The sequence below is a fragment of the Pararhizobium sp. genome, assembly GCF_965279435.1.
GTDB lineage: Bacteria > Pseudomonadota > Alphaproteobacteria > Rhizobiales > Rhizobiaceae > Pararhizobium.
This window is the reverse complement of sequence record NZ_CBDIHY010000003.1, coordinates 1,329,904-1,355,016: the sequence shown is the minus strand read 5'-3', so window position 1 is coordinate 1,355,016 and position 25,113 is coordinate 1,329,904. Positions and strand designations below refer to the sequence as shown.

The 25,113-nt window shown below is 57.8% G+C and carries 25 protein-coding genes; 13 read left to right on the top strand and 12 right to left on the bottom strand.

From position 1 onward, the window contains the following. The first annotated feature begins 252 nt into the window (after window positions 1–252). Complete coding sequence (locus ACQY8Q_RS12045; RefSeq protein WP_428426795.1) at window positions 253–1,131, top strand: FCD domain-containing protein; 879 nt, start codon at window positions 253–255, stop codon at window positions 1,129–1,131. Window positions 1,132–1,148: 17 nt separating this feature from the next. Continuing rightward, complete coding sequence (locus ACQY8Q_RS12040) at window positions 1,149–2,240, top strand: mannitol dehydrogenase family protein (protein WP_428426794.1); 1,092 nt, start codon at window positions 1,149–1,151, stop codon at window positions 2,238–2,240. Here the strand turns inward: ACQY8Q_RS12040 and ACQY8Q_RS12035 are convergent, their stop codons facing one another. Both ACQY8Q_RS12035 and gabD read right to left on the bottom strand, forming a co-directional pair. Next, the gene (locus ACQY8Q_RS12035) at window positions 2,241–3,044 is read right to left on the bottom strand and encodes an aldolase/citrate lyase family protein (RefSeq protein ID WP_428426793.1); all 804 of its coding nucleotides are present in this window, start codon (window positions 3,042–3,044) and stop codon (window positions 2,241–2,243) included. A gap of 93 nt (window positions 3,045–3,137) precedes the next feature. Then, window positions 3,138–4,592: an NADP-dependent succinate-semialdehyde dehydrogenase gene (gene gabD / locus ACQY8Q_RS12030; RefSeq protein WP_428429762.1), complete on the bottom strand. Its 1,455-nt coding sequence runs from the start codon at window positions 4,590–4,592 to the stop codon at window positions 3,138–3,140. Window positions 4,593–4,863: 271 nt separating this feature from the next. Between gabD and ACQY8Q_RS12025 the strand changes: the two genes are divergently transcribed. After that, window positions 4,864–5,466 (top strand): nitroreductase family protein, encoded by a 603-nt coding sequence (locus ACQY8Q_RS12025; protein ID WP_428426792.1) that lies wholly within the window; start codon window positions 4,864–4,866, stop codon window positions 5,464–5,466. Between the two features lie 87 nt (window positions 5,467–5,553). On the opposite strand, the gene gyrB is transcribed toward ACQY8Q_RS12025, so the two are convergent. From gyrB to ACQY8Q_RS12000, 5 genes are all read right to left on the bottom strand, one after another. After that, entirely contained in the window at window positions 5,554–8,022 is a 2,469-nt protein-coding gene (gene gyrB, locus ACQY8Q_RS12020) for a DNA topoisomerase (ATP-hydrolyzing) subunit B (protein ID WP_428426791.1), read from the bottom strand. Window positions 8,023–8,139: 117 nt separating this feature from the next. After that, a complete protein-coding gene (locus ACQY8Q_RS12015; protein WP_428426790.1) occupies window positions 8,140–8,514 on the bottom strand; it encodes a helix-turn-helix domain-containing protein in 375 nt (124 codons plus the stop codon). Beyond that, the gene (locus ACQY8Q_RS12010; protein ID WP_428426789.1) at window positions 8,511–9,077 is read right to left on the bottom strand and encodes a Smr/MutS family protein; all 567 of its coding nucleotides are present in this window, start codon (window positions 9,075–9,077) and stop codon (window positions 8,511–8,513) included. Before ACQY8Q_RS12010 ends, ACQY8Q_RS12015 begins: the two co-directional genes overlap by 4 nt. Then, entirely contained in the window at window positions 9,070–10,179 is a 1,110-nt protein-coding gene (gene mltA, locus ACQY8Q_RS12005; protein ID WP_428426787.1) for a murein transglycosylase A, read from the bottom strand. Before mltA ends, ACQY8Q_RS12010 begins: the two co-directional genes overlap by 8 nt. 15 nt (window positions 10,180–10,194) lie before the next feature. Beyond that, window positions 10,195–10,893: a Tim44/TimA family putative adaptor protein gene (locus ACQY8Q_RS12000; protein ID WP_428426786.1), complete on the bottom strand. Its 699-nt coding sequence runs from the start codon at window positions 10,891–10,893 to the stop codon at window positions 10,195–10,197. A 139-nt stretch (window positions 10,894–11,032) separates the two neighbouring features. On the opposite strand from ACQY8Q_RS12000, the gene ACQY8Q_RS11995 reads away from it, so the two are divergent. Together ACQY8Q_RS11995 and secB are read left to right on the top strand one after the other, a co-directional pair. Continuing rightward, a complete protein-coding gene (locus ACQY8Q_RS11995; RefSeq protein WP_428426785.1) occupies window positions 11,033–11,560 on the top strand; it encodes an FxsA family protein in 528 nt (175 codons plus the stop codon). Between the two features lie 78 nt (window positions 11,561–11,638). Beyond that, window positions 11,639–12,127, top strand: coding sequence for a protein-export chaperone SecB (gene secB, locus ACQY8Q_RS11990; protein WP_162743985.1), 489 nt, complete (start codon window positions 11,639–11,641; stop codon window positions 12,125–12,127). A gap of 55 nt (window positions 12,128–12,182) precedes the next feature. On the opposite strand, the gene dnaQ is transcribed toward secB, so the two are convergent. From dnaQ to ACQY8Q_RS11965, 5 genes are read right to left on the bottom strand one after another with little or no spacing between them, the layout of a single operon-like run. Beyond that, window positions 12,183–12,887, bottom strand: a complete 705-nt coding sequence (gene dnaQ, locus ACQY8Q_RS11985; protein ID WP_428426784.1) for a DNA polymerase III subunit epsilon — start codon at window positions 12,885–12,887, stop codon at window positions 12,183–12,185. Further along, window positions 12,887–13,480 (bottom strand): dephospho-CoA kinase, encoded by a 594-nt coding sequence (gene coaE, locus ACQY8Q_RS11980; RefSeq protein ID WP_428426783.1) that lies wholly within the window; start codon window positions 13,478–13,480, stop codon window positions 12,887–12,889. Before coaE ends, dnaQ begins: the two co-directional genes overlap by 1 nt. Then, window positions 13,477–14,337, bottom strand: a complete 861-nt coding sequence (locus ACQY8Q_RS11975) for a shikimate dehydrogenase (protein ID WP_428426782.1) — start codon at window positions 14,335–14,337, stop codon at window positions 13,477–13,479. Before ACQY8Q_RS11975 ends, coaE begins: the two co-directional genes overlap by 4 nt. Next, window positions 14,330–14,929: a Maf-like protein gene (locus ACQY8Q_RS11970; RefSeq protein ID WP_428426781.1), complete on the bottom strand. Its 600-nt coding sequence runs from the start codon at window positions 14,927–14,929 to the stop codon at window positions 14,330–14,332. The genes ACQY8Q_RS11975 and ACQY8Q_RS11970 overlap by 8 nt, the downstream gene beginning before the upstream one ends. A gap of 30 nt (window positions 14,930–14,959) precedes the next feature. Beyond that, on the bottom strand, window positions 14,960–15,784 hold the full coding sequence (locus tag ACQY8Q_RS11965) for a pyruvate, water dikinase regulatory protein (protein ID WP_428426780.1): 825 nt from the start codon (window positions 15,782–15,784) through the stop codon (window positions 14,960–14,962). Between the two features lie 404 nt (window positions 15,785–16,188). On the opposite strand from ACQY8Q_RS11965, the gene hemE reads away from it, so the two are divergent. From hemE to ACQY8Q_RS11925, 8 genes are all read left to right on the top strand, one after another. Further along, the gene (hemE, locus tag ACQY8Q_RS11960; RefSeq protein ID WP_428426779.1) at window positions 16,189–17,223 is read left to right on the top strand and encodes a uroporphyrinogen decarboxylase; all 1,035 of its coding nucleotides are present in this window, start codon (window positions 16,189–16,191) and stop codon (window positions 17,221–17,223) included. Next, window positions 17,220–17,759, top strand: coding sequence for a protoporphyrinogen oxidase HemJ (gene hemJ, locus ACQY8Q_RS11955; RefSeq protein WP_428426778.1), 540 nt, complete (start codon window positions 17,220–17,222; stop codon window positions 17,757–17,759). The genes hemE and hemJ overlap by 4 nt, the downstream gene beginning before the upstream one ends. 194 nt (window positions 17,760–17,953) lie before the next feature. After that, window positions 17,954–19,219: a transcription termination factor Rho gene (rho, locus tag ACQY8Q_RS11950; RefSeq protein WP_099050890.1), complete on the top strand. Its 1,266-nt coding sequence runs from the start codon at window positions 17,954–17,956 to the stop codon at window positions 19,217–19,219. A 171-nt stretch (window positions 19,220–19,390) separates the two neighbouring features. After that, on the top strand, window positions 19,391–20,710 hold the full coding sequence (gene mnmE, locus ACQY8Q_RS11945) for a tRNA uridine-5-carboxymethylaminomethyl(34) synthesis GTPase MnmE (RefSeq protein ID WP_428429760.1): 1,320 nt from the start codon (window positions 19,391–19,393) through the stop codon (window positions 20,708–20,710). A 92-nt stretch (window positions 20,711–20,802) separates the two neighbouring features. After that, on the top strand, window positions 20,803–22,686 hold the full coding sequence (gene mnmG, locus ACQY8Q_RS11940) for a tRNA uridine-5-carboxymethylaminomethyl(34) synthesis enzyme MnmG (protein WP_428426777.1): 1,884 nt from the start codon (window positions 20,803–20,805) through the stop codon (window positions 22,684–22,686). Further along, complete coding sequence (gene rsmG, locus ACQY8Q_RS11935; protein WP_428426776.1) at window positions 22,683–23,321, top strand: 16S rRNA (guanine(527)-N(7))-methyltransferase RsmG; 639 nt, start codon at window positions 22,683–22,685, stop codon at window positions 23,319–23,321. Before mnmG ends, rsmG begins: the two co-directional genes overlap by 4 nt. Window positions 23,322–23,335: 14 nt before the next feature. After that, window positions 23,336–24,130: a ParA family protein gene (locus ACQY8Q_RS11930; RefSeq protein WP_113247393.1), complete on the top strand. Its 795-nt coding sequence runs from the start codon at window positions 23,336–23,338 to the stop codon at window positions 24,128–24,130. A 45-nt stretch (window positions 24,131–24,175) separates the two neighbouring features. Continuing rightward, window positions 24,176–25,063, top strand: coding sequence for a ParB/RepB/Spo0J family partition protein (locus ACQY8Q_RS11925; protein ID WP_428426775.1), 888 nt, complete (start codon window positions 24,176–24,178; stop codon window positions 25,061–25,063). Window positions 25,064–25,113: the final 50 nt, after the last annotated feature.

Genomic DNA, 25,113 nt, shown 5'->3' with positions numbered 1-25,113 from the left:
GCAATTCTTATTCGAATGAGCCTCTCATTCATTTTGTCTTTTATCCACAATAGACAGTTTGCCGTCAATGGGTATTATGGGCTGCGGCTCGCGAGCAATAACCAACCACCGCACCAAAAACAAAATCAGGGACGAAACACGATGAACCCGCAGAGCAAAGTCGAAGACAGGATCAAACCGGTCGGATAGAGCACGTTAAAAAACCCAGCCCGCGCTTTGGGCTTACAGAACTCATATCCGGTCGACACAGTTATGGCGAAACAGAATACCGTCTTCAAGGACGCCTTCAACCGCTGCCTCAAGCTCCTGGCGGAAACCTCAAGCCTGCCGTCCGAGCCGGAGCTTGGCACGACGCTCGGCGTCAGCCGCACCACCATCCGCGCTATTCTGACGCGCATGGAAGAGCTGCAGTTGCTGGCCTGGGACAAGCGAGCAAAGGTGGTTTTGCGCCAGCCGAAGCCGGAGGATTATTACCCGGCGGAAGAAACCGATTCGCTGTCGGACATTATCGAGCGCAGTTTCATGCGCCGGATTCTGGCCGGCGGTGCCGAGCCCGGCATGCAGATCAACGAGCTGGAACTGGCCCGCGATATCGGCACCGGCACGACCAGCGTCCGCGAATTCCTGATCCGCTTCAGCCGCTTCGGCCTGATCGAGAAGCGGCCGAACAGCCACTGGATTCTCAAGGGTTTTACCCGCGAGTTTGCACTTGAACTCACCGAAGTCCGCGAAATGTTCGAGCTACGCTCTGCCGCGAGCTTTGCAGCCCTTACCCCCGAACACCCAGCCTGGGCCGAACTCGACAAGATAGAAGCGTTGCACCACGACATCCTTGGCGACATCGACAATCGCTATAAGGAATTCTCGGAGCTCGACGAACGCTTCCATCTTCTGGTGCACACCTCGTCCAGCAACCGGTTCATCGTCGATTTCTACGACATCATCACCATCGTCTTTCACTATCACTACCAGTGGAACAAGACGAATGCGCGCGAGCGCAACGCCCGGGCTCTGGAAGAACATCTCGACTATATCGCCGCCCTTCGCTCCCGCGACCCTATACGCGTCGAAACCGCCTGCCGGCGCCATTTGCGGTCGGCGCGCGAAACCTTGCTTCAGTCCATTCAATAGCCGGATTCAAAGACATCATGATCACACCCATCGTGCAGTTCGGAACCAGCCGTTTTCTCCAGGCCCATGCCGATCTTTTCGTCAGCGAGGCACTGGAAAAGGGCGAAGCCATCGGCAAGATTACAATCGTCCAGACCACAGGCTCGGCGGAACGTGCCGGCCGCCTGAAAGCGCTGGCGGCACCGGGAGGTTTCCTCGCCATCATCCGCGGGCTTGTCGAGGGTGCCGAGATCAACCGGACCCAGCAGGTTACCAGCGTTGCCCGCGCCCTGTCGGCGACGGCTGACTGGAACGAGGTCAAGCGCATCGTTACGACGGAAGCGGAGGTACTGATCTCCAATACCGGCGATACCGGCTATGCGATTGGGCCAGACGATCTTGCAACGGACATCCCGGCATCGTTTCCCGGCAAACTGCTGATCCTGCTGCACGAACGTTTCAACGCAGGTGGCAAGGCGCTTACGGTTCTGCCCTGCGAACTGGTCGCCCGCAACGGCGATACCCTGAGAACGGTGATCCTCGATCTTCAATCCGAACGGTTCGCCGACGCGGATTTCGCCCGTTGGCTGGCAACAACGGTGATCTGGGGCAATACACTTGTAGACCGGATCGTCTCCGAGCCGCTGCAGCCCGCCGGCGCCGTGGCAGAGCCTTATGCCCTCTGGGCTATCGAGGCGCAGCCCGGGCTAAAACTTCCCTGCACCCATCCGTCCATTCTGCTGGTCGATGATCTCGCCCCTTACGAGAAACTGAAGCTGCATATCCTCAATCTCGGCCATACCGTGCTGGCTGATCTCTGGCTGAAAGCCGGCCGTCCGCAGGATGAGACCGTGAAAGCCATCCTGACGGATCCGGACATTCTGGCAATGCTGGTGAACATCTACGAAACCGAGGTCATTCCCGGCTTTGCCGCTAAGAACCTCGGCAGCGAAGCTACCAGTTATGTGGCTCTGACGCTCGACCGGTTCCGCAATCCATTTCTGGAGCACCGCATCCGCGACATCGCCAATCATCACGCCGAGAAAATCACCCGGAGGCTCGCCGATTTTAGGACGTGGAGCCCCAATGTGGCGATGCCGAAGCTTGCGGCGATCATCGAAAGCCGTTGATCAATAGCCGGCAACCGGCTTGGCATCGCTCTTTCCACCGGACAGGAAATCTTCCCGCAGCCGGGTCGTGGCGCTGACCAGTAGCGTCACATCGGTGCCGATCGCCATGAAGTCCGCGCCCATTTCGCGGTACATGTGGGCCTGATCGAGGCTCAAAGTCATGATGCCACGCCCTTTTCCAGCCTTGCGGATGCGATCAAAGGCATCCTTGATTGCCGCCGTTACCTCAGGATGCCCCGGCTGGCCAAGATATCCCATGTCAGCTGCCAGATCGGACGGGCCAATGAACAGGCCGTCGATCCCCTCGAGCGCGGCAATATCGTCCAGCGCGGCAAGGCCGGCGCGGCTCTCGATCTGTACGATCAGGCAGACTTCGTCATTGGCCGTTTCGAGATAATCGCCGATCCGGCTGAACTGCGATGCCCGGCCAAGGGCGGCGCCAACGCCGCGCACGCCATGCGGCGGATAGCGGACAGCACGCACCAAAGCCTGCGCCTGCTCGACACTTTCCACCATCGGGATCAGCAGCGTCTGGGCGCCGGTATCGAGGATCTGCTTGATCAACCAGGTTTCGCCGATGGGAAGCCGGACCATCGGATGGCTGCCGGAGCGGGCAACGGCCTGGATCTGTGCCGACAGAAGCGGAATATCGTTCGGCCCGTGTTCACCATCGATCAAAAGCCAGTCATAGCCGCTGCCCGAAACGATTTCCGCCGCATAGGGACTGGCCAGCGCAACCCATAGACCCAGTTGAAAACGACCCTCGCGGGTTGCGGCTTTGAACGTGTTCTTCGGGGCGGGCATGGCTGTCTCCTGCTGTCTTTATGGCTTGTACCGTCAAACGAAAAAACCGGCCAGAACTATCCGGCCGGTTCTTCTCAAAACCTGATTGGCAGATCAGGAAATGCCGCCGAGGCAGACATATTTGATCTCGGTGAATTCCTCGATGCCGTATTTCGAGCCTTCACGGCCAAGACCGGACAGCTTGACGCCGCCGAATGGCGCTTCCGCCGTCGAAATCAGGCCGGTATTGACGCCGACCATGCCGTATTCCAGCGCTTCGGCAACGCGGAAGACGCGGGACAGATCCTTGGCGTAGAAATAGGATGCGAGACCAAATTCGGTGTCATTGGCCTGCTCGATGACATCAGCCTCGGACTTGAAGCGGAACAAGGGCGCCAGAGGACCAAACGTTTCTTCGCGGGCAACGGCCATGTCCCTGGTAACATTGGCAAGGATCGTTGCTTCGAAGAATGTGCCGCCCAGCGCATGCGGCTTACCGCCCGCCAGGATGCGTGCGCCCTTTTTCAAAGCGTCGGCAATGTGCTCCTCGACTTTGTTGAGGGCTGCCTTGTCGATCAACGGTCCGAGAATCACACCTTCATCGAAACCATTGCCGGTCTTCAGTTTACCGACAGCTGTTGCCAGCTTTTCAGCAAAGGCATCGTAGACACCATCCTGGACATAGATGCGATTGGCGCAAACGCAAGTCTGGCCGTTGTTGCGATATTTGGCGATCAGTGCACCTTCGACGGCAGCGTCGAGGTCGGCATCATCAAAAACGATGAACGGCGCGTTGCCGCCAAGTTCGAGGCCGAGTTTCTTGATGGTCGGCGCGCTCTGCTTGTAGAGTTCGGTACCGATTTCGGTCGAACCGGTAAAGGTCAGCTTGCGCACGGTGGGATTAGAGGTCATTTCGGCACCGATGGCCGCAGCCGAACCGGTGATGACGCTGAACAGACCCTTCGGCAGGCCGGCGCGTTCAGCCAGAACCGCGATGGCGATCGCAGAGAACGGTGTCTGCGAAGCCGGTTTCAGAACCAGGGCGCAGCCAGCCGCAAAGGCCGGTCCGGCCTTGCGGGTAATCATCGCATTGGGGAAATTCCACGGCGTAATTGCTGCGACGACACCAATCGGCTGCTTCATCACCATGATGCGCTTATCCGGCTGATGACCCGGGATCATGTCGCCATAGATGCGGCGGCCTTCCTCGGCGAACCATTCGATGAAGCTGGCGCCATAGACGATTTCGCCGGTCGCTTCGGCCAGCGGCTTGCCCTGCTCAAGTGTCAGAATGCGGCCGAGATCGTCCTTGTTCTCGATCATCAGGTCGTACCATTTGCGCAGCACGGCGCAGCGGTCCTTGGCAGTTCTTGCGGCCCAGCCCTTCTGCGCGATCCGTGCTGCCTCAATGGCTGCTTTGGTTTCAGCTGCACCGAGCTTCGGAACGCGGCCGATGATGTCGCCGGTGGCCGGATTGTTCACCTCGATGGCATTTTTCGGATCGGCCTCGATCCAGTTTTCGCCGACGAGTGCGGCCTGGCGGAACAGCGAAGGGTCTTTCAAGGTCACAGTCATCAGCAGCAAATCCTTTGCTTCGGAAAATCTACAGAACTTATACAACTTTTTTCTGGCGTTCGACAATAACCCTGCAGAGCGTTTCTGCATCCTGTTTCGTCACGCCACCCGGCTGTGAACCAAACCGCCCTTGCCGTTGTCGTCAAATTGGAAACGGTCCATCTCCAAACTGGAGTCTATTCCTCGTCTATCCAATCGCTATATGCGGACTCCGTCCGCTCACAGAATTCCGCCCCCCTCCGACCTCCCAAGACAGGAACAAGCCATGACAACCACCAGCAACTACCGCCAGGCAGACTATCCGATCGAGCCGAGCTTCCTCAATCGCTGGTCGCCGCGCGCCTTTACCGGCGAGACCATTTCCGAAACCGAACTGCTGACCATTCTGGAAGCCGGCCGCTGGGCACCCTCGGCTTTCAACTCGCAGCCTTGGCGCTTCGTCTACGCGCTGCGCGACACTCCGGAATGGGACAAGCTTTTCCCGATCCTGGTCGAATTCAATCAGGGTTGGGTCAAGTCCGCCTCGGCTCTGGTCATCCTGATATCGAAGACACATTTCGTCGCCCCCGGAGCGACGGAAGCCAAGCTGTCACACAGCCATAGCTTCGATACGGGTGCAGCCTGGGGCGCGATCGCTCATCAGGCGCAGTTGCTCGGCTTCCAGGCACACGGCATGACCGGCCTGCATTTCGACAAGGCTACCGAAATCCTCGGCCTTCCGGAAGGCTACCGCGTCGAAGCAGCCGCTGCCATCGGCCGCTTGGGCGACAAGGCCCAATTGCCTGAATACCTGCAGGCGCGCGAAACACCGAGCCCCCGGCGTCCGCTTTCGGAAGTTGCCTTCAACGGCACCTTCATCGCCGACTAAACAAAAAAAGAAAACCACGCCTTCCGTCTGGAAGGCGTGGTTTTTTAACGGATACGAAATGCGCTGCCTCTAACGGGCAGCGGCCAATCAGATGTCGAGATTGGCGACGTTCAACGCGTTTTCCTGGATGAAATCGCGGCGTGGCTCAACTTCATCGCCCATCAGGCGCGAAAACAGACCATCGGCATCTGTGGCATCCGGGACGCGGACCTGAAGCAGCGAGCGGACGTTCGGATCGAGCGTCGTTTCCCAGAGCTGTTCGGCGTTCATTTCACCAAGACCCTTGTAGCGCTGCATCGACAGACCCTTACGGCCGCTGGCAAAGATGGCATCGAGAAGTGCACGCGGCCCGCTGATTTCGATTGCGCCGTCCTTGCGCTTCAACAGCGGCGGAACGGCATAGATTTCCTTGAGGCGCGGGGTCATCAGGTCGATATGGCGGGCGTCTTGCGAGCCGATCAGCGCCATGTCGAGCGATGCCACTTCCTTGACACCGCGCACCATGCGCTCGAACTTCAAGCCGCCATCACTGGCGACTGCCACGACCCAGCCGCGCTCGGTTTCTTCAGCGATCAGGTCCAGCCGCTTGGCCACGTCAGCAGCGGTCGCTTCCGACTGTGCCTGGTTGTTGTTCAGTTCCGGATTGAGAGCGCCGGCAATCGCCGCCTGCTCGACGACGGAGCGGCTGTAACGCGAATGCAGGGATTCGACCAGCGTACGCAACCTCAGCGCATCGACGATGACCTCGCGCAAATCCTGCCCGACCCGGACTTCACCGGAACCAAGCTCAAGGGCCGCGTCTTCCAGACCCGTGGAGATCAGATATTCCTCCAGCGCCTTTTCATCCTTCAGATACTGCGCCGACTTGCCGCGTGCCACTTTGTAGAGCGGCGGCTGGGCAATATAGAGGTGTCCGCGTTCGATCAGCTCCGGCATCTGCCGGAAGAAGAAGGTCAAAAGCAGCGTGCGAATATGGGCGCCATCGACGTCAGCATCGGTCATGATGATGATCTTGTGGTAGCGCAGCTTGTCCGGATTGAACTCGTCCTTGCCGATCGATGTGCCGAGCGCCGTGATCAGCGTGCCGATTTCCTGGCTGGACAGCATCTTGTCGAAACGGGCGCGCTCGACATTGAGGATCTTGCCGCGCAGCGGCAGGATCGCCTGATTTTCACGCGAACGGCCCTGCTTGGCGGAACCGCCGGCGGAATCCCCTTCCACCAGGAAGAGTTCCGACTTGGCCGGATCGCGCTCGGAGCAGTCGGCCAGCTTGCCGGGCAGCGAGGAGATATCCAGTGCGCCCTTGCGGCGGGTCAGTTCGCGGGCCTTTTTGGCCGCTTCGCGGGCAGCGGCGGCTTCGATCACCTTGCCGACGAGGATCTTTGCGTCGCCGGGATGCTCTTCAAGCCAGGTGCTGAGCGCTTCGTTGACGAGGCTTTCGACAACCGGGCGAACTTCGGACGAGACAAGCTTGTCCTTGGTCTGCGACGAGAATTTCGGATCGGGAACCTTGACGGAGAGAACGGCGGTCAGACCTTCGCGGCAATCTTCGCCGGTCAGCGTCACCTTTTCCTTCTTCATGATGCCGGAGCTATCGCCATAGGAAATGATCTGGCGCGTCAGGCCGCCACGGAAGCCGGCCATATGGGTGCCGCCGTCGCGCTGCGGGATGTTGTTGGTGAAGCAGAGAACATTTTCGTGATAGCTGTCATTCCACCACATCGCCACTTCGACGGTGATACCGTCCTTTTCGCCGCGAATGGCAACAGGCCTGGAGACAAGCGGCTTCTTTGCCCGGTCGAGATAAGCGACGAAGGCCTCGAGGCCGCCGTCATACATCATCTCGGTCTCGCGGATATCGGAATGCCGCTTGTCGGTCAGAAGAATGCGAACACCCGAATTCAGGAAGGCGAGTTCGCGCAGGCGATGCTCCAGCGTTCCGTAATCGAACTCGATCATCGTGAAGGTGTCGGTGCTCGGCAAGAAGGTGACTTCCGTACCGGTCTCGCCGTTGCTGTCGCCGATCACCTTCAAGGGTTCATCGGCAACGCCGTGGGTAAAATTGATTTCGTGGATCTTGCCCTGGCGCTTGATCTTCAGCTGCAGCTTGACCGAAAGCGCGTTGACCACCGAGACGCCGACGCCGTGCAGACCGCCGGAAACCTTGTAGGAATTCTGGTCGAATTTACCGCCAGCATGCAGCTGGGTCATGATCACTTCGGCCGCCGAAATGCCCTCACCCGTATGGATATCGGTCGGGATGCCGCGTCCGTTGTCGGTCACCGTCACCGAACCATCTGCGTTCAGCGTCACCGTAACGATATCGGCATGGCCAGCCAGCGCCTCATCGATTGCATTGTCCACGACTTCGTAGACCATGTGATGCAGACCCGAACCGTCGTCGGTATCGCCGATATACATGCCCGGCCGCTTGCGGACGGCATCGAGACCCTTCAGAACCTTGATGGAATCAGCACCATATTCGGCGCTTGCGCCGGCTTCGGTTTCAGGCAAATCGGTCATTCGGCTATAAGTCTTTCCAGGTTTCGATGCCATGTCTTCGGAGATCAGATTCCGTGCGAATCACCCCTCGATGGCGCTCCCCGAATATAGGGATTTTGTCCATAGTTCCAAATCCCGTGCAGCCTGAAAGCGGCAGAAATCAGGGGATCATCAGAGTTCCTTATCAGGAAAGCGGGCTTTTTCCAAAACATCTTCAAGGATGCGGATGGTTTCACCGGATAAGCCGCGAATACGGCCTGCGAGCCGGTTGGCAAACGCCGTATGTGCCGCTGGCAAGCCGGATGTATCGAGCACCACTTTCGGGTCGGAGATCGCTGCAATCCCGAACAATTCGTCGGCATCGTCCCAGATCACATTGAAATAACCAGCCACCCTTTGCAGGAATTCAAAGCTCGGCGCACCGCGTTTTCCATGTTCGAGAGCGGAGAGATAGGCGGGCGACACACCGATCGCCGCAGCCATCTGCTTCTGCGAGACACCCTTTTGCCGCCGCAGCCGGTGCACCGCTTCCCCAAACGGGGTCATGGGGTGCCCCTTGGCCGCGACAGGCGGACGTAAAGCGCGCCGTCGCCGCCATGGTTACGCGCGGCAGGCTCGTAGGACGAGATCAGCATGCGGAATTCCGGCAGTGAAAACCACATCGGCACCGCCCGCTTGAGAGCGCCGTCGCTGCCCAGCGACGTTCCCTTGCCCGTAATGACCAGCACATGCCGCAGGCCGCGATCATAGGCCCGCATCAGGAAATGCAACAGCAGGCCGTGCGCCTCGCTCTGGATCATCCCATGCAGGTCGATCCGCGCTTCGATCGCCAGATGGCCTTTGGCGAGCTTGCGCTTCACCGGCTTTTCAAGTGGATGATGCACACGCGCCGTTTTCTTCGGGGCTTCCGGCGGAGCAGAACCAAACGCTTCGGCGAGCGATTTGCCTTCCTTGATCACCGGCATCGGCAATTTTTCCGGCAGGGGCTCGGGTTTGGGCTCCTCGAATTCCGCGAGCTCATCCATGCGCCCCGGTAAAGGACGGGTGGTGCGGGCAACCTTGCCCCAGAGGATGCGGTCTTCGCTGGTAAGCTTCTTTGCCTTAGCCATGACCGTATCTTGCCGCCGCGGCCTTCGGGATAAAAATGAAAAAATCGGCCTCGTTGCGCACCGCGCCGGCCAACTGTCCGGCTTCATCACCGGAGCCGGTGAAGATATCACCGCGTGCCGGGCCGACGATTGCCGAGCCCGTATCGAGCGCCAGCATCAGCCGCTGGAAAGGACGGCCACCCTCGATCGACGTCAGGCTGTCGCTCGAGATGAAAAAGGGAACGCCGAACGTATGGATGAGCCGATCGACGGCCAGCGAGCGGCCGGGTTCCAGCGCTACCTTGGCGGCCGCAACCGGTCCAAGCCCGGAATCATCGACCTCGGCCTCACGGAAAAAAATGAAGGAACGATTGTGCCAGAGCACCTCGTCCGCTTCATCCGGATGATCATCCAGCCATTGCTTGATCGTCTGCATCGAGACATCAGCCGCTTCGATCTTGCCGCGTTCGATCAGGAGCTTGCCGGTAGCGGAAAAATAATGGCCGGTCTTGGCCGCATAGGTCACCCGCTGCATCGAGCCGTCGGGATAGACCAGCCGCGCAGCGCCCTGGACATGAGCGAAGAACACATCGGTCTTCGATTTCGCGTAGGCGATCTCCAGCCCGCGCCCGGCAAGATATCCCTGCTCGATGGCTTTGCGGTCCGGGTATTCGGAAATCACGCCATCCGTCTGCTGCCCAAAGGCAAAATATGGATCCATGCCGTCGGGGCGGTTGTTGTCGCCGATATCGACGAGATCATCCGGGCGGCGATAGAAAGGGAAGCGAAAGGTCTCGTCCCGTGTCCCACTGACTAGAACTTCGGGCTCGAAGAAGGCCGTGACAAAGCCGGCCTTGCCATCATGACGGACAATCTTGAACGGAATGAAACGGTCCTCGAAGAAAGCGCGGGCTTCGTCCGCATTCTGCGGACGGGCCTCTCTGGCCGCTTCATAGGCCGGCATCAGATCGGCGGTGGAAATGCCGAGTGATGCGGTCTTGTGCGGCTTTACCGCCTTGACTTGCTGACGACAGCGCTCAAGCGCCGGCAAAAGCGGGGATGGATTATCGGCCTGCCAACCGGGAAGGTCGGAAAAATCGACCCGTTGCAAATCGAAATCCATCGCCGCCAGTCCCGATCAGTTTTCCGATTCCGTCGCGATCAACTTCCAGTTCGGATCGCGGGAACGGGTATCACGCGAGAAGGTCCAGAGGTCGTTGACCTCGGAAACAGCTTCAGCATCGCCATCGACGGTCGCGCCATCCTTGTCGTAGGTCGCCGAAATCAGCTGGCTGATGATGCGCAGCGTGATGTTGGCTTCGCTGTCCTTGATCTCGGCATGCACCATGTCGGCCTTCTCGATGCCGACGAAGGTGGACTTGACGACTTCACCCTTGCTTTCGCGTTCGGAAATCGCTGCGTCGAAGCCGTCATAGACGTCTCGGGACAAAAGGCCTTTGAGCGTCTTGCGGTCGCCGTCGGCGAAAGCCATGACGATCATCTCATAGGCCATCTTGGCACCATTGACGAATTCCTTCGGATCGAAGGATGGATCGTTATCGGCCATGCGGCGCAATGCGTCGTTCAGCGGCGTGCCTGCCTTGGTAAAGGCATCGATCGCCGCATAACGGGAAATCTCTTCACCGGCGCCATCGCGGCGTGGCAATTGCACCACTTTCCCGGAGGCCTCAGGCCCATCGGCGGTTTCGCGCGGCGAATAAGGATCGACCGGCGGACGTTCGTTGCCGGTCCGCTTGCCCAGAACGCTGCGCAGTTGGAGGAAGATGATCACCGCAGCGACCAAGAAAAACAATGTGATGAAGTCGAAAGAGCCCATTTCCACCCAGAACCGCTGTTAATATGCAGTGCGATCATCCCATATAGTCTGCATGGCACGATCATTCAAATGGCTATATCACTTCTTTGCAGTTGCCGGTGCGGTTCGGCTCGATCACTTTCACCTGAGTAGATAACAAATGCGCTCCCTGATCATCCCGATCCTTTTCCTGTTGATGCCGATCGCCGAGATCGCGACCTTCATCGTCGTTGGCCGCGAAGTCGGCGTTGGCATGACACTTCTTCTCGTTGTGGCCAGCGCCATCGCCGGCGCGGTCTTGTTGCGCATTCAGGGATTTGGCGTTCTCAGAAAGATCCAGCAGGCTTCGCAAACCGGCACCGACCCCGGCCGGCAACTGGTGCACGGCGTGATGATCGTCATCGCCGCCTTCCTGTTGATCATTCCGGGCTTCATCAGCGACATCGTCGGATTGCTGTTATTTATACCAGCAGTGCGGGATCTCGGCTGGTCCTTCGTCAAGAACCGCCTGACGATTGTCACGACCGGCATGACCGCCGGTGGGCGTGGCTTTTCTCGCCGTCCGGCGCCAAACCCTGACGCAGCTCGCAGCACGGATCCCCGCGTGATCGATCTCGACGACGACGAATTTACGCGCAGCGACGGCCGGGGGCGGCCCGATCCGAACGAGCGCGACCGGCTCAGGTGAACAGCGGCACCGGGTTGTAAGCCCGGGTGCGAAATGCTAGATGCCTCACCAAATTTCATGTCCGAAGGAAATGGCCTTATGACCGATACCGCATCCCCGACAAACGGCGCTGCCGAGAGCCCGTCCCTGAACATCCTGGCTCAGTACATCAAGGACCTCTCGTTTGAGAACCCGGGTGCTCCGCGTTCGCTTCAGGCGCGCGACAAGGCTCCGGCGATCAACATCAATGTCAACGTCAATGCCAATCCTTTATCGGATGCAGAATTCGACGTCATCCTCACTCTGAATGCAGAGGCCAAGGACGGCGACAAGATGCTGTTCAATGTCGAGCTGTCCTATGGCGGCGTCTTCCGCGTCACCGGTTTCCCGCAGGAGCACATGCTGCCGCTGCTCTTCATCGAGTGCCCGCGCCTGCTGTTCCCGTTCGCCCGCCAGATCGTTTCCGACGCGACGCGCAACGGTGGCTTCCCGCCGCTGATGATCGACCCGATTGATTTTGCCCAGATGTTCACCCAGCGCATGGCTGAGGAAAAGGTTCGCTCGCAGGTCTCGACGACCACGAACTGATCCGGCTCCAGCCGAATGCGATTGTATCAATGCCCGGTCATCGACCGGGCATTTTTCATTTGGCGGCTTCGTATTTGGCCCAGATGGCTTTTGTGCCCATCTGGGCGACAAGCGCCGCGTGGGCTTCTCCTTCATCCACAGTCAGGCGAGAGCCGAGCGGGCGCGGCCTTTGGCCAGCGACCACGATGGCATCATCCTCATCCGACGCCTGGCCGCGATTATCGCTGGAGTGCAGGCCGAACGTCGTCTGGCGCCCGCCGATCAGCTCGATATAGACTTCCGCCAGAAGTTCGGAGTCGAGCAGAGCGCCGTGCTTCGTGCGGTGCGAGTTGTCCACCCCATAGCGGCGGCACAGCGCATCAAGCGAGTTCGGCCCCATCGGGTGTTTGCGGCGCGCCAGCGCCAGCGTGTCGGTGACCACATCATTGGTGATCGCCGGCAGGCCAAGCCGGGCAAATTCAGCGTTCATGAACCCCATGTCGAAGGTCGCGTTATGCGCCACCCAGCGCGCGTCGGCGAAAAATGCCAGCAGTTCCTCAACAATGCCGGCAAAGTTCGGCTTGTCCTTCAGCGATTCGTCCGAGATGCCATGGATCGCCAGCGCATCGGGATGCACCTTGCGGTCGCCCGGATTGATATAGACATGGAAGGTGCGGCCGGTCGGGAAATGATTGTCGAGCTCGATACCGCCGATTTCGATAACCCGGTCGAGTTTGTTGTCGAGGCCCGTGGTTTCCGTATCGAAAATGATTTCGCGCATCATGGCCTCTTCTGGCTTGTCAGCCGCTGGACGATCGCCGCCACCTGGTCGCGGGCCGAATCAAGTCCATGGCCCGTATCGATGATGTAATCCGCTTTCGCACGTTTTTCCCGGTCGGGAACCTGACGTGACAGGATGAGCGCGAATTTTTCCTCCGTCATCCCCGGTCTTTTCAACACCCGCTCTCTTTGGATCTCCGGATCGCAAGTAACAACGGCAACTGCATCGACACGGTTTTCGCCTTTTGTCTCGAACAGAAGCGGGATGTCGAGCACCACCAGTGGCGCACCAGCGGCACGGTGATGATCGAGAAACACGCGCTCCTTGTCACGTACCAGCGGATGGACGATCGCTTCCAGAACCTTGAAAATGGAGGGATCATTGGCGAGCTGCCGGGACAGTTCCACACGGTCAACGCTGCCCGCCACCACCGTTCCGGGAAATGCCGCTTCGATCGGCGCCACGGCTTCGTCCTGATAAAGCGCATGCACAACGGCATCCGCATCATTCACCGGCACACCCATCTCGGCAAACATCGCAGCTGTCGTCGACTTGCCCATGCCGATCGATCCGGTGAGCCCGAGAATGATCATGCGTGGCTCGCCATGTCGTCGATGATGATCTGGCGCAGAGCTGCGTCGACCGTTGGCTTCTTGCCAAACCATTTTTCAAAGCCCGGTACGGCCTGGTGCAGGAGCATGCCGAGCCCATCGACCGTGGCGAAACCCTGCACCTCGGCTTGCGCGAGGATTGGCGTTTTCAACGGCACGTAAACAATGTCCGTCACGATGCTGCCCGAAGCCAAGACGGTGAAGTCGATCTGCGGTACTTCCGACCCATCCATTCCGAGCGACGTCGTGTTGACGAACAGACCTGAACCAGTCATCACCTCGCCCAAGGCCTCCATCGGCTGTGCATGAACCGCCGGACCGAACCGGTCGGCCAGTTCCTGGGCGCGGGCGGTCGTGCGGTTGACGACATGGATCGTCTTGACGCCGCGATCACGCACGGCTTGGATCACCGCCCGGCTGGCGCCGCCGGCGCCAAGGATGACTGCCGTTTGACAGTGGTCCCAGCCAGGTGCGCGTTCATCGAGGTTGGCGCTGAAGCCATGCCCATCGGTATTGGTCGCATGAACGAGGCCATCTTCGATCCACAACGTGTTGGAAGCGCCAAGTTCGGTACTCAACGCATCCGGCCGGTCGGAAAGGGCGAAAGCCCACTCTTTATGAGGGATTGTGACATTACCACCCACGAAGCCAGATTCGCCCTCCCTTAAGGAGGTGATGAAATCTGGGAACTCTTCCGGCGACACAGCATGCGCCTGGTAACTTCCCTCAAGCCCAAGCCGTTTCAACCAATATCCATGGATCAGCGGCGAGCGCGAATGCTTGATCGGATAGCCCGTGACGAAGGCGTGGTTAACAAATGTTTCACGTGAATCACGCATGGATCACCCGTAAATCCCTGAGTTTTGCGAGCAGCGGCAGCATGGGCAGCCCGAGAATGGTGAAATAGTCACCCTCGATCTTATCGAAAAGCTGGATGCCCTCGCCTTCCAGCTGATAGGCGCCGACGCTGGAGAGTGCCTTTTTTCCAACGCGGGCGAGATGCGCATCGATGAATTCAGGACGCAGAACCCGCACCGACATCCGGGCTGAAGAGACATGCGTCCAGAGAATGTCATGTCCGCGCGTCAGCACAATGCCACTGTTTAACTGGTGAACCTGACCAGACAGCGACAACAGATGGTCGCGCGCCTCGTTGATATCACGGGGCTTGTGATAGACCCGTGCACCCAGCGACATGGTCTGGTCCGATCCGATAATAATGTCGTCGGGAAAAGCCTGCCCGACATTCCGGGCCTTGGCTTCGGCCAGGATCAAAGCGACCTCTTCCGGTGACGATCCCTGCCGCTCGACCTCACGTTCAATAGCCCGCTCGTCAATATCGGCCGCCTTTGCCTGAAAAGCGATGCCGGCATTTTCCAGCAGCATGCGCCGGAACGGGCTCGCCGAAGCGAGGACAAGAGAACCTGCCATTGTCATTTATCCTGATTGACCGGATTCGCCTTAACGCAGCCGGGGCCGCAGGGCAACGATCGCGGCGGCGGTTTCCTCGATCGAGCGGCGCGTCACATCGATCATCGGCCAGTTGTTGCGCGCGCAAATCGACCGCGCATATTTCAGTTCCTCTGTGATGGAGGCTCGATCGACATAGTCCTCGGCATGATAGCTATGGGTCGCCGTACCCAGGATGCGGTTCTGGCGAACCTGCGAAATCCGGTCCGCCGTTGCGATCAAACCGACCACCAGCGGCTTGGTCGCTTCCATCAACCGATCGGGGAGAGGTACACCCGGCACGATCGGAATGTTGGCGGTCTTGATGCCGCGATTTGCAAGATAGATGCTGGTCGGGGTTTTCGATGTCCGGCTGATACCAATGAGGACGACATCGGCATCATTGAAATCCGCCGGCAACTGGCCGTCGTCGTGATCCATGGTGAAATTCAGCGCGTCGATACGGGCGAAATAATCCGCGTCCATCACATGTTGCGCGCCCGAGCGCCGGCGTGATGTGGCGCCGAGATAGGACTGGAAGAGATCGATGATCGGTTCCAGAACTGCGACGCAGGGCAGCCCCATCTCCTTGCAGGTCACATCGATAATGTCGGCTAGTTCGCGATCGACGATCGTATAAAGCACGATCCCCGGCGCACCATCGACCGCTTCCATCACCTGCATCAGCTGCTTGCGATTACGGATCAGCGGATAGACATGTTCGAGCGCATGCGCCGACTGAAACTGTGACGCTGCCGCCCTGCCCGCAGCGATCAGCGTTTCGCCGGTCGAATCGGAGATCAGATGCAGGTGGAAATAGTTTTTCTGGTTCTCCACGCTATTCTCCGAGGGCTGTTGATAAACCGGGACAGCGACAGCTAAGAACCGGCGGGTTTCAAAGGCAAGGGGAAAACCTGCGAGTTATTCACAATCTGGATTCCGGGGAGCTGGATTCCGGCAACATGTGGAGAAGACTCATCACGTTGCGAAGCGTCGACTTTATCCACAAGCTGTCCACAAGGCTGCACCCATTCGAGTACCGAGCGAAGTTGATGACTCTTCATCGTTTTTTGAAATCATCCCCGCTCCTATCTGTCGCATAGCAAAATCGGCCAAGAGATTCTATTGAACGGACCAGCATGTGGAAAAGAGTCGGATGGCGTTTAATCCTCGATAGTCACAGACTCTAAGAAATAGAATCCTTAGATATAGATATCTTTTATAGTGGGAGAACGTGTCCGGTGACTGCGCAAAGCCGTAAGGTGCTACAGGTGTTGAAGGGTGAAACGCTGTCACCTCCCCCAATCTGGCTGATGCGGCAGGCAGGTCGATATCTTCCCGAATACCGGCAGACTCGTGCCAAAGCAGGCAGCTTTCTCGATCTCTGTTATTCGCCCGATATGGCTGTGGAAGTGACCCTGCAGCCAATCCGGCGATATGCCTTTGATGCGGCCATCCTGTTCTGCGACATCCTGGTTATTCCTGATGCCCTGAAGCGTAATGTTCGCTTTGAAGAAGGGCATGGACCAAGGATGGATCCGATCGACGTTTCGGAAATCGACAAGCTCGACGTCCAGCCTGTCTCTGCTCATTTGCAGCCGGTCATGGAAACTGTTCGCCGTTTGCGCCGTGAGCTGCCGGACGAAACGACACTGCTCGGCTTCTGCGGCGCACCCTGGACCGTCGCCACCTACATGATTGCCGGGCACGGAACGCCTGACCAGGCGCCGGCACGGCTTTTTGCCTATCAGCACCCGGAAGCATTCGATCGGCTACTGGCGGTGCTTGCTGAGCTCTCTGCGGACTATCTGGTCGAGCAGATCGATGCCGGCGCCGACGCGGTGCAGATTTTTGATTCCTGGGCGGGTGTTTTGGGCGAAGAGGAATTTCGCCGCTACGCCGTCAAACCGGTGCGCCGGATCATCGATAGCGTTCGTTCCCGCCGGCCGGACGCAAAAATCATCGCCTTTGCCAAGGGTGCCGGAATTCTGCTGAAGGATTACCGGCAGGCAACCGGAGCAGACGCGATCGGCCTTGACTGGTCGGTGCCTTTGTCGTTTGCCGCAGACCTCCAGAAGGAAGGCCCGGTTCAGGGCAATCTCGATCCGATGCGGGTCGTGGCAGGCGGACAGTCGCTCGATGACGGGATCGACGCAATCCTGCAGAAGCTCGGAAATGGCCCGCTGATTTTCAATCTGGGTCACGGGATTACGCCACAGGCCAATCCAGACCACGTCACACAACTGGTCGCCCGTGTTCGCGGGACGGGCCAATGATTGAGCGCCAGACGGATATCCAGCCCGGGAAAAAAGCGCGCACCCGTGCCTTCATCGCGATCGGTTTGTTCGTCGCGCTGCTTGCCGGGCTGTTCGTCTGGCAGCCCGATAATCTTTATCTCTGGATCAAGGCCCTGCACATCATTGCGGTGATGTCCTGGATGGCAGCCCTGCTCTACATGCCGCGATTGTTCATTTACCACACCGATGCAGCGCCCGGGTCCGAGCAGTCGGAAACCTTCAAGATGATGGAGCAGCGGCTTTTGAAGGTGATCATGAACCCGGCAATGATGATCACCTGGGTGCTCGGGCTGTATCTCGCCTGGAGCGTCTACGGTTTTCAAGGCGGGTGGCTGCACGCCAAGCTTCTGCTGGTCGTTCTTCTGACGGGCGTCCACATCATGTTCAGCCGTGCAGTCCGGGCTTTTGCGCGGGACGAAAACACCCGTAGCGCCCGCTATTGGCGGCTGATGAATGAGGCCCCGACACTGCTGATGATCCTCATTGTCATCGTGGCGGTGGTGAAACCTTTTTGAGCCCTTGAGCGTTGAAGAAGGAAACTTCCGGTAATTTTCGTTGCCCCCTTGCGGTGCAGCGAGTGAGTCGCTATTTTCCCGCCATCTCCTCTTCGTGGCATGTGTAAACGTTACGAGCCTGCCCCTTCCGCTGCAGCTCCCCTTACATCAAGCACGCCGACTTTCCTTTCCGAATTCCAAGTGTGGTCCCCTTCATGGCTGAAATGAAGCTACAAGAACTTAAAAATAAAACTGCTACCGATCTCTTGGCATTTGCCGAATCGGTCGAGGTCGAAAACGCCAGTGTCATGCGCAAGCAGGAACTGATGTTTGCGATCCTGAAAATGCTGGCAAGCCAGGACGTCGAAATTATCGGCGAAGGCGTCGTTGAAGTGCTGCAGGACGGCTTCGGCTTCCTGCGCTCAGCGAACGCCAACTACCTGCCAGGCCCGGATGATATTTACATCTCGCCCTCTCAAATCCGCCGTTTCTCGCTGAAGACCGGCGATACGGTCGAAGGCCCGATCCGCGGTCCGAAGGAAGGCGAACGGTACTTCGCGCTTCTCAAGGTCAACACGATCAATTTCGAGGATCCCGAAAAGATCCGTCACAAGGTTCATTTCGACAATCTGACACCGCTCTATCCGAACGAGCGCTTCAAGATGGAACTCGAGGTTCCCACCTCGAAGGACCTTTCGGCCCGCGTCATCGATCTGATTGCGCCGCTCGGCAAGGGACAGCGCGGTTTGATCGTCGCTCCGCCGCGCACCGGTAAGACTGTTCTCCTGCAGAACATCGCCCATTCGATAACCGCCAATCATCCGGAATGCTATCTGATCGTTCTTCTGATCGACGAGCGGCCGGAAGAAGTCACAGACATGCAGCGCTCGGTGAAGGGCGAAGTTGTTTCCTCGACTTTCGACGAGCCGGCAACGCGCCACGTCCAGGTCGCTGAAATGGTCATCGAGAAGGCCAAGCGCCTGGTCGAACATGGCCGTGACGTCGTCATCCTGCTCGATTCGATCACCCGCCTCGGCCGCGCCTACAACACCGTTGTTCCGTCATCAGGCAAGGTCTTGACCGGTGGTGTGGACGCCAACGCTCTGCAGCGCCCGAAGCGTTTCTTCGGTGCTGCGCGTAACATCGAGGAAGGCGGCTCGCTGACGATCATCGCAACCGCACTGATCGATACCGGCAGCCGCATGGACGAAGTCATCTTCGAAGAGTTCAAGGGTACCGGCAACTCGGAAATCGTGCTTGACCGCAAGGTCGCCGACAAGCGCATCTTCCCGTCGATGGATATCCTCAAGTCGGGTACCCGCAAGGAAGACCTCTTGGTACCGCGCCAGGATCTGCAGAAGATCTTTGTTCTGCGCCGTATCCTTGCCCCGATGGGAACGACAGATGCGATCGAGTTCCTGATCGACAAACTGAAGCAGACCAAGACGAACGGCGATTTCTTCGATTCGATGAACACCTGATCGCTGATCTCAATTTTTCACGAAGCCCAGGTTTATCCTGGGCTTTTGTGTTTCTACGAGAAATTACATAGCCGGATTCCTTCGCCGGATACTAAGTTGATAGGCGATATCGCTTTATCGGGACGGACATGGGCAACCAAGGACTTTTACGTGAACCAGCCACAACAGGCCATGTCTGAAACGATCTACGCCCTATCTTCCGGCGCTTTGCCGGCGGGCGTTGCGGTCATTCGCATGAGCGGTCCTCGAACCCCGGATGTTCTGACCGCCTTGTGCGGCACCCTGCCCTTACCGCGTCAGGCTGTTTTGCGATCGATTCGCAATCGAAATGGTGATGTCCTTGACCAGGGACTTATCCTCTATTTCGCAGCTCCAGCGTCATTCACGGGCGAAGACTGCGCCGAGTTGCAGGTTCACGGCGGCCGCGCCGTCGTGAATGCAATTCTTGCTGAACTGGAAGTGCTGCCGGGACTAAGACACGCTGAAGCCGGTGAATTTTCCCGCCGCGCATTTCAGAATGGCAAACTCGATCTCGTCGAAATCGAAGGCCTTGCCGATCTGATTGCCGCCGAAACCGAAATGCAGCGCCGGCTGGCACAGGAGCATTCCAGCGGTAATCTCTCCGCGGTTTATGATGATTGGGCTCGCCGGCTCACTCATGCGAGAGCGATGATCGAAGCGGAGCTCGATTTCGCTGATGAAGACGATGTGCCCGGTTCCGTCGCCGATAAGATCTGGTCAGATATGCGCCTGCTCAAGTCGGAGATTGACACGCACCTTGAAGGCTCTGGTATTGCGGAGATCATTCGGGACGGATTGAAGGTTGTCATTGCTGGCGAACCCAACGCCGGTAAGTCCAGCCTGCTGAACCACTTGGCGCGCCGTGAGGTTGCCATTGTCACCGATATTGCGGGAACGACGCGTGATGTCCTGTCGGTCGACTTATCCTTAGCCGGATTCCGCGTTCAGATTTTTGATACCGCAGGCCTGCGAGAGACCGAAGACAAGGTTGAGCAGGAAGGTATTCGCCGTGCCTATCTAACGATTGATCAGGCTGATGTTGTCTTTCTGTTGGCAGATACGCCTCACGGTTTTGTTCCTTTGGACGAAACCCAGCTGAGCAAACAGGTCATTCGAATTGGCACAAAGATTGATCGATCCCCCCATTTATGGGATAAGGCCAGTGCCGATGTGTTGATATCGACGGAGACAGGTGTAGGAATTGATCGCCTCCTGGATATGCTGGCAGATCATCTGCCTGATCTGTCCGGCCGGAATGCCCTGTCTCTGCCGACCCGGAAGCGGCACTTGAGTTGCCTCAAACAAACTCTTTCGGCGATCGGGATGAGTTTAGAGCAATCAGATCGTGGACTTGATATTCAGGCGGAGTACCTGAGACAGGCCGGCTATGCCCTCGGACGGATTACCGGGCGCGTTGACGTTGAAGACTTGCTCGGGGTGATTTTTTCAGAATTCTGCATCGGCAAGTAAGATACAATCGCTTATGCAACGCTGGCGAGTCTCGATGGATGTTTCACGTGAAACGATTCGCTGGCGTAACACCGTGATGGAGACGGTTTAAGATGTTCGATTATGATGTCATTATCATTGGCGGTGGCCATGCAGGATGTGAAGCAGCCAGTGCGGCTGCGCGCATTGGTGCCAAAACCGCCGTCGTGACGCACAAGCGCGATACGATCGGTGTGATGTCTTGCAATCCAGCCATTGGTGGCCTTGGCAAGGGCCATCTCGTTCGCGAGATCGATGCGATGGATGGTCTGATGGGCCGCGTCGCTGATGTTGCAGGAATCCAGTTCCGGCTTCTCAATCGCAAAAAAGGTCCCGCAGTTCGTGGTCCCCGCACCCAGGCGGATCGCAAACTGTATCGCAACGCTATGCAGGCCGAGATCGCAGTGATCGACAACCTGGATGTTATCGAAGGCGATGTGTTCGACTTACAGTTAAGCGACGGCCGCGTCCGTGGGATTGTTCTCGCCGATGGGCGTCAGATCTCTTGTGGTGCTGCGGTGCTGACCACTGGCACTTTTCTACGCGGCCTCATTCATATTGGTGATCGCAAAATTCCGGCCGGCCGTGTTGGCGAGAATCCGTCTCTCGGATTGTCTGGCACGCTAGAGCGTTCCGGCCTACGTCTGGGGCGACTGAAGACCGGTACTCCCGCCCGTCTCGATGGTAAGACGATTGATTGGCAGTCCGTCGGACGCCAGGGCGCCGACGAAGATCCCGTTCCATTCTCCTTCATGACGGAAAGCATCCAGAACCGTCAGATCGAGTGTGGCGTTACGCGCACCACTGAGGCGACACACAAGATCATCTCTGACAACCTGATGAAGTCGGCGATGTATTCCGGGCAGATCGAAGGCGTTGGTCCGAGATATTGCCCGTCTATCGAAGACAAAATTGTCAAGTTTGGCGAACGCGACGGTCATCAGATATTCCTGGAGCCGGAAGGGCTTGATGACGATACCGTCTATCCCAACGGCATCTCCACATCGCTGCCGGAAGATGTGCAAAAGGCCTTTATCCAAACCATTCCAGGACTGGAAAACGTCTCCATCATCCAGCCGGGCTATGCCATAGAGTATGATCACGTCGATCCGCGAGAGCTTTCTCTATCCCTGGAGGTCAGAAAGATTCCCGGGCTGTTCCTCGCTGGCCAAATCAATGGCACGACCGGTTATGAGGAAGCAGGTGCACAGGGCTTGGTCGCGGGTTTGAATGCCGCCCTTCTCTGCGCCGGCAACGCGCCGCATGTCTTCAGCCGTACCAACTCCTATATCGGGGTTATGATTGATGACCTGACGTCACGCGGAGTGGCCGAGCCTTACAGGATGTTCACGTCGCGCGCGGAATACCGGTTGTCACTGCGGGCTGATAATGCCGATGTCCGGCTCACGCCGGAAGCGATGTCGCTCGGCTGCGTCTCGGCGGAGCGAACCATGAAATTTACCCGATGGGTCGAGAACATCGAAAGCTACAGGTTGTTGTTGAAGTCTTTGACTGTAACGCCGAACGAAGGGCGCAGCCACGGGCTGAAGTTGAACCTGGATGGTCAGCGTCGTTCTGCATTCGAGCTCCTGTCCTATGCCGATCATTCGATACAGTCGTTGAGTGCAGTTTGGCCGGCGCTATCAGCTATCAACAGCAAACTTGCGGAAGCACTCGAAATTGACGCGACCTATTCGGTCTATATGGACCGGCAGGCATCGGACATTGCCAGCGTGCGTAGCGAAGAAAACCGTATTATTCCGGATGACTTTGACTTCCAGATCTTGTCGGGTCTATCAAACGAGTTGAAGCAGAAGCTTAAAGCAGCTAGACCACGCAATCTGGCGCAAGCCATGAAGGTGGACGGCATAACCCCGTCTGCCATTTCACTGATCCTGGCGCATATGCGTAAGGGTAACCGCACCCAAACAGAGCATCTCAAGCAGGCGATTCAATGATTGCGAGTCCTTCCCGTGAGCTAAACGGATTGCGTGTTTCACGTGAAACGTCGGAGAGGCTCGAACATTTTGCCAGCCTGTTTCATAAATGGGCCAAGTCAATCAACCTCGTCGCGCCATCGACGCTATCCGATTTGTGGCAGCGGCATATCGCTGACAGCGCGCAAATCTTTCAGCTGTTTCCGGGGCCGAAACGGTGGGTCGACCTTGGCAGCGGCGGTGGTTTCCCCGGCATCATCACGGCGATCTTTCTGGCGGAGCTCGGAGATGGGTGGGTCCATCTTGTCGAAAGCAACAATAAGAAGGCCGCATTCCTGCGTGTGGCGCTGAGTGAAACAGGCGCACGCGGTTCGGTGCACCCGATTCGAATTGAAGATGCAGTGGGTGTCATACCGCAATGCGAGGTAATTTCCGCCCGAGCGCTCGCGGATCTAAGCCAACTTCTGGATTACTGTGCTCCCTGGATGACTGCTGACAACAAACCGCATGCCTTCTTCCATAAAGGCCGGGATTATCAGCAGGAAGTCGACAAAGCCGTTAGTCGCTTTCAATTTGATCTGGTAAAACATGCAAGCGTCGTCGAGCCGGACTCTGTGGTTCTCGAAATCGCAAATCTTTCGCGGAAAATTCAATAACGGCGGAATGCGGCATGACAGGCGAGAAGAACAGAATTATCACCATTGCCAATCAGAAGGGCGGAGTGGGGAAAACCACGACGGCCATCAACCTTGCAACCGCTTTGGCAGCCATCGGCGAAAAAGTGCTGATCGTCGATCTGGATCCGCAGGGCAATGCCAGCACCGGTCTCGGTATTCAACGGCGTGACAGGAAACTGTCTTCGTACGAGTTGATGATCGGTTCGCACAATATTGCTGACATTGTTCAGAACACCGTCGTTCCCAATCTTTCCATCGTACCATCGACCATGGATCTGCTTGGCGTCGAGATGGAGATTTCGACTGCCAGCGACCGGGTGTTCCGCTTGCGCAAAGCACTCTCCTCCCCCGAGGCGTTGGCCTATTCCTACGTGCTTGTCGATTGCCCGCCATCCTTTAATCTGCTGACCATGAATGCTATGGCGGCGGCCCATTCGGTTCTGGTTCCTCTTCAATGCGAATTTTTCGCGTTGGAAGGGTTGAGCCAACTGCTGGAGACTGTCGATCAGGTACGCCGTTCGGTTAATCCGACCCTAGACATTCAGGGAATCGTGCTGACCATGTTTGATTCCCGTAACAATCTGGCGCAACAGGTGGTCAACGATGTTCGGACGCATCTTGGTGAAAAAGTCTATCATACGTTGATCCCCCGCAATGTGCGGGTTTCCGAGGCCCCCTCCTATGGTAAGCCGGCGATCCTCTATGATCTCAAATGCGCTGGTAGCCAGGCCTACCTTCAGCTGGCATCCGAAGTGATCCAGCGCGAACGGCTGCGGAAGGCGGCCTGAGCGGCAATCGATTCGACATCGTAACGATAAGTGTGAGTGCTGACGATGAATGACGACAATTCGAGAAGAAGACTTGGCCGTGGCCTCGCCGCCTTGATCGGTGAGATGGACCAGCCGTTGCAGGCAAGCAGTCCTGTGGCCCCGGTCAATGCCGACAGACGCATTCCGATCGAGTTTGTCGCCCGCAATCCGCGCAATCCGCGGCGCACCTTTGATGAAGCCGAGCTGCAGGACCTAGCAAGCTCGATTCGCCAGCATGGCATCGTCCAGCCCGTCGTCGTTCGCACCATTGCAGAAGAGCGTTATGAAATCATCGCCGGTGAGCGCCGTTGGCGCGCGGCCCAGTTGGCCGGCTTTACCGATATTCCTGTCATCGTTCGCGACGTGGACGACCGCACGGCACTAGAAATCGCCATCGTTGAAAACGTTCAGCGATCCGACCTCAATCCGCTTGAAGAGGCGCTGGGCTACGATCAGTTGATCGCGGAACATGGCTATACCCAGAACGATCTCGGCGAAATTATCGGCAAGAGCCGGAGCCATGTCGCCAACAGCCTGCGGCTGTTGAAGCTGCCCGAACCCGTCCGCGATATGCTGTCGTCTGGTACCTTGTCCGCAGGTCACGCCCGTGCGTTGATCCCGACATCCGATCCGGTGACACTGGCCCGATCCATTATCGCCAAGGGCCTTTCCGTACGCGATACCGAGCGGTTAGCACAGAACGACATCCGGGCTCAGAACGATCCGACCTATGGCAAACCGTCGGCCAAGGATGAAAAGGACGCCGACACGCTGGCGCTTGAGCGCACGCTGTCGGACAGCCTTGGACTGGATGTTACGGTCAATCACAAGGCATCGGGTGGGCAGCTACGGATCTCCTACAAGACACTCGACCAGCTGGAAGAAATTTGCCGCTTGCTCGAACGGCGCTAAGACCGATTCGTCCGCGAAACAATTTCGCAAATGATAATGATATCAGTTAG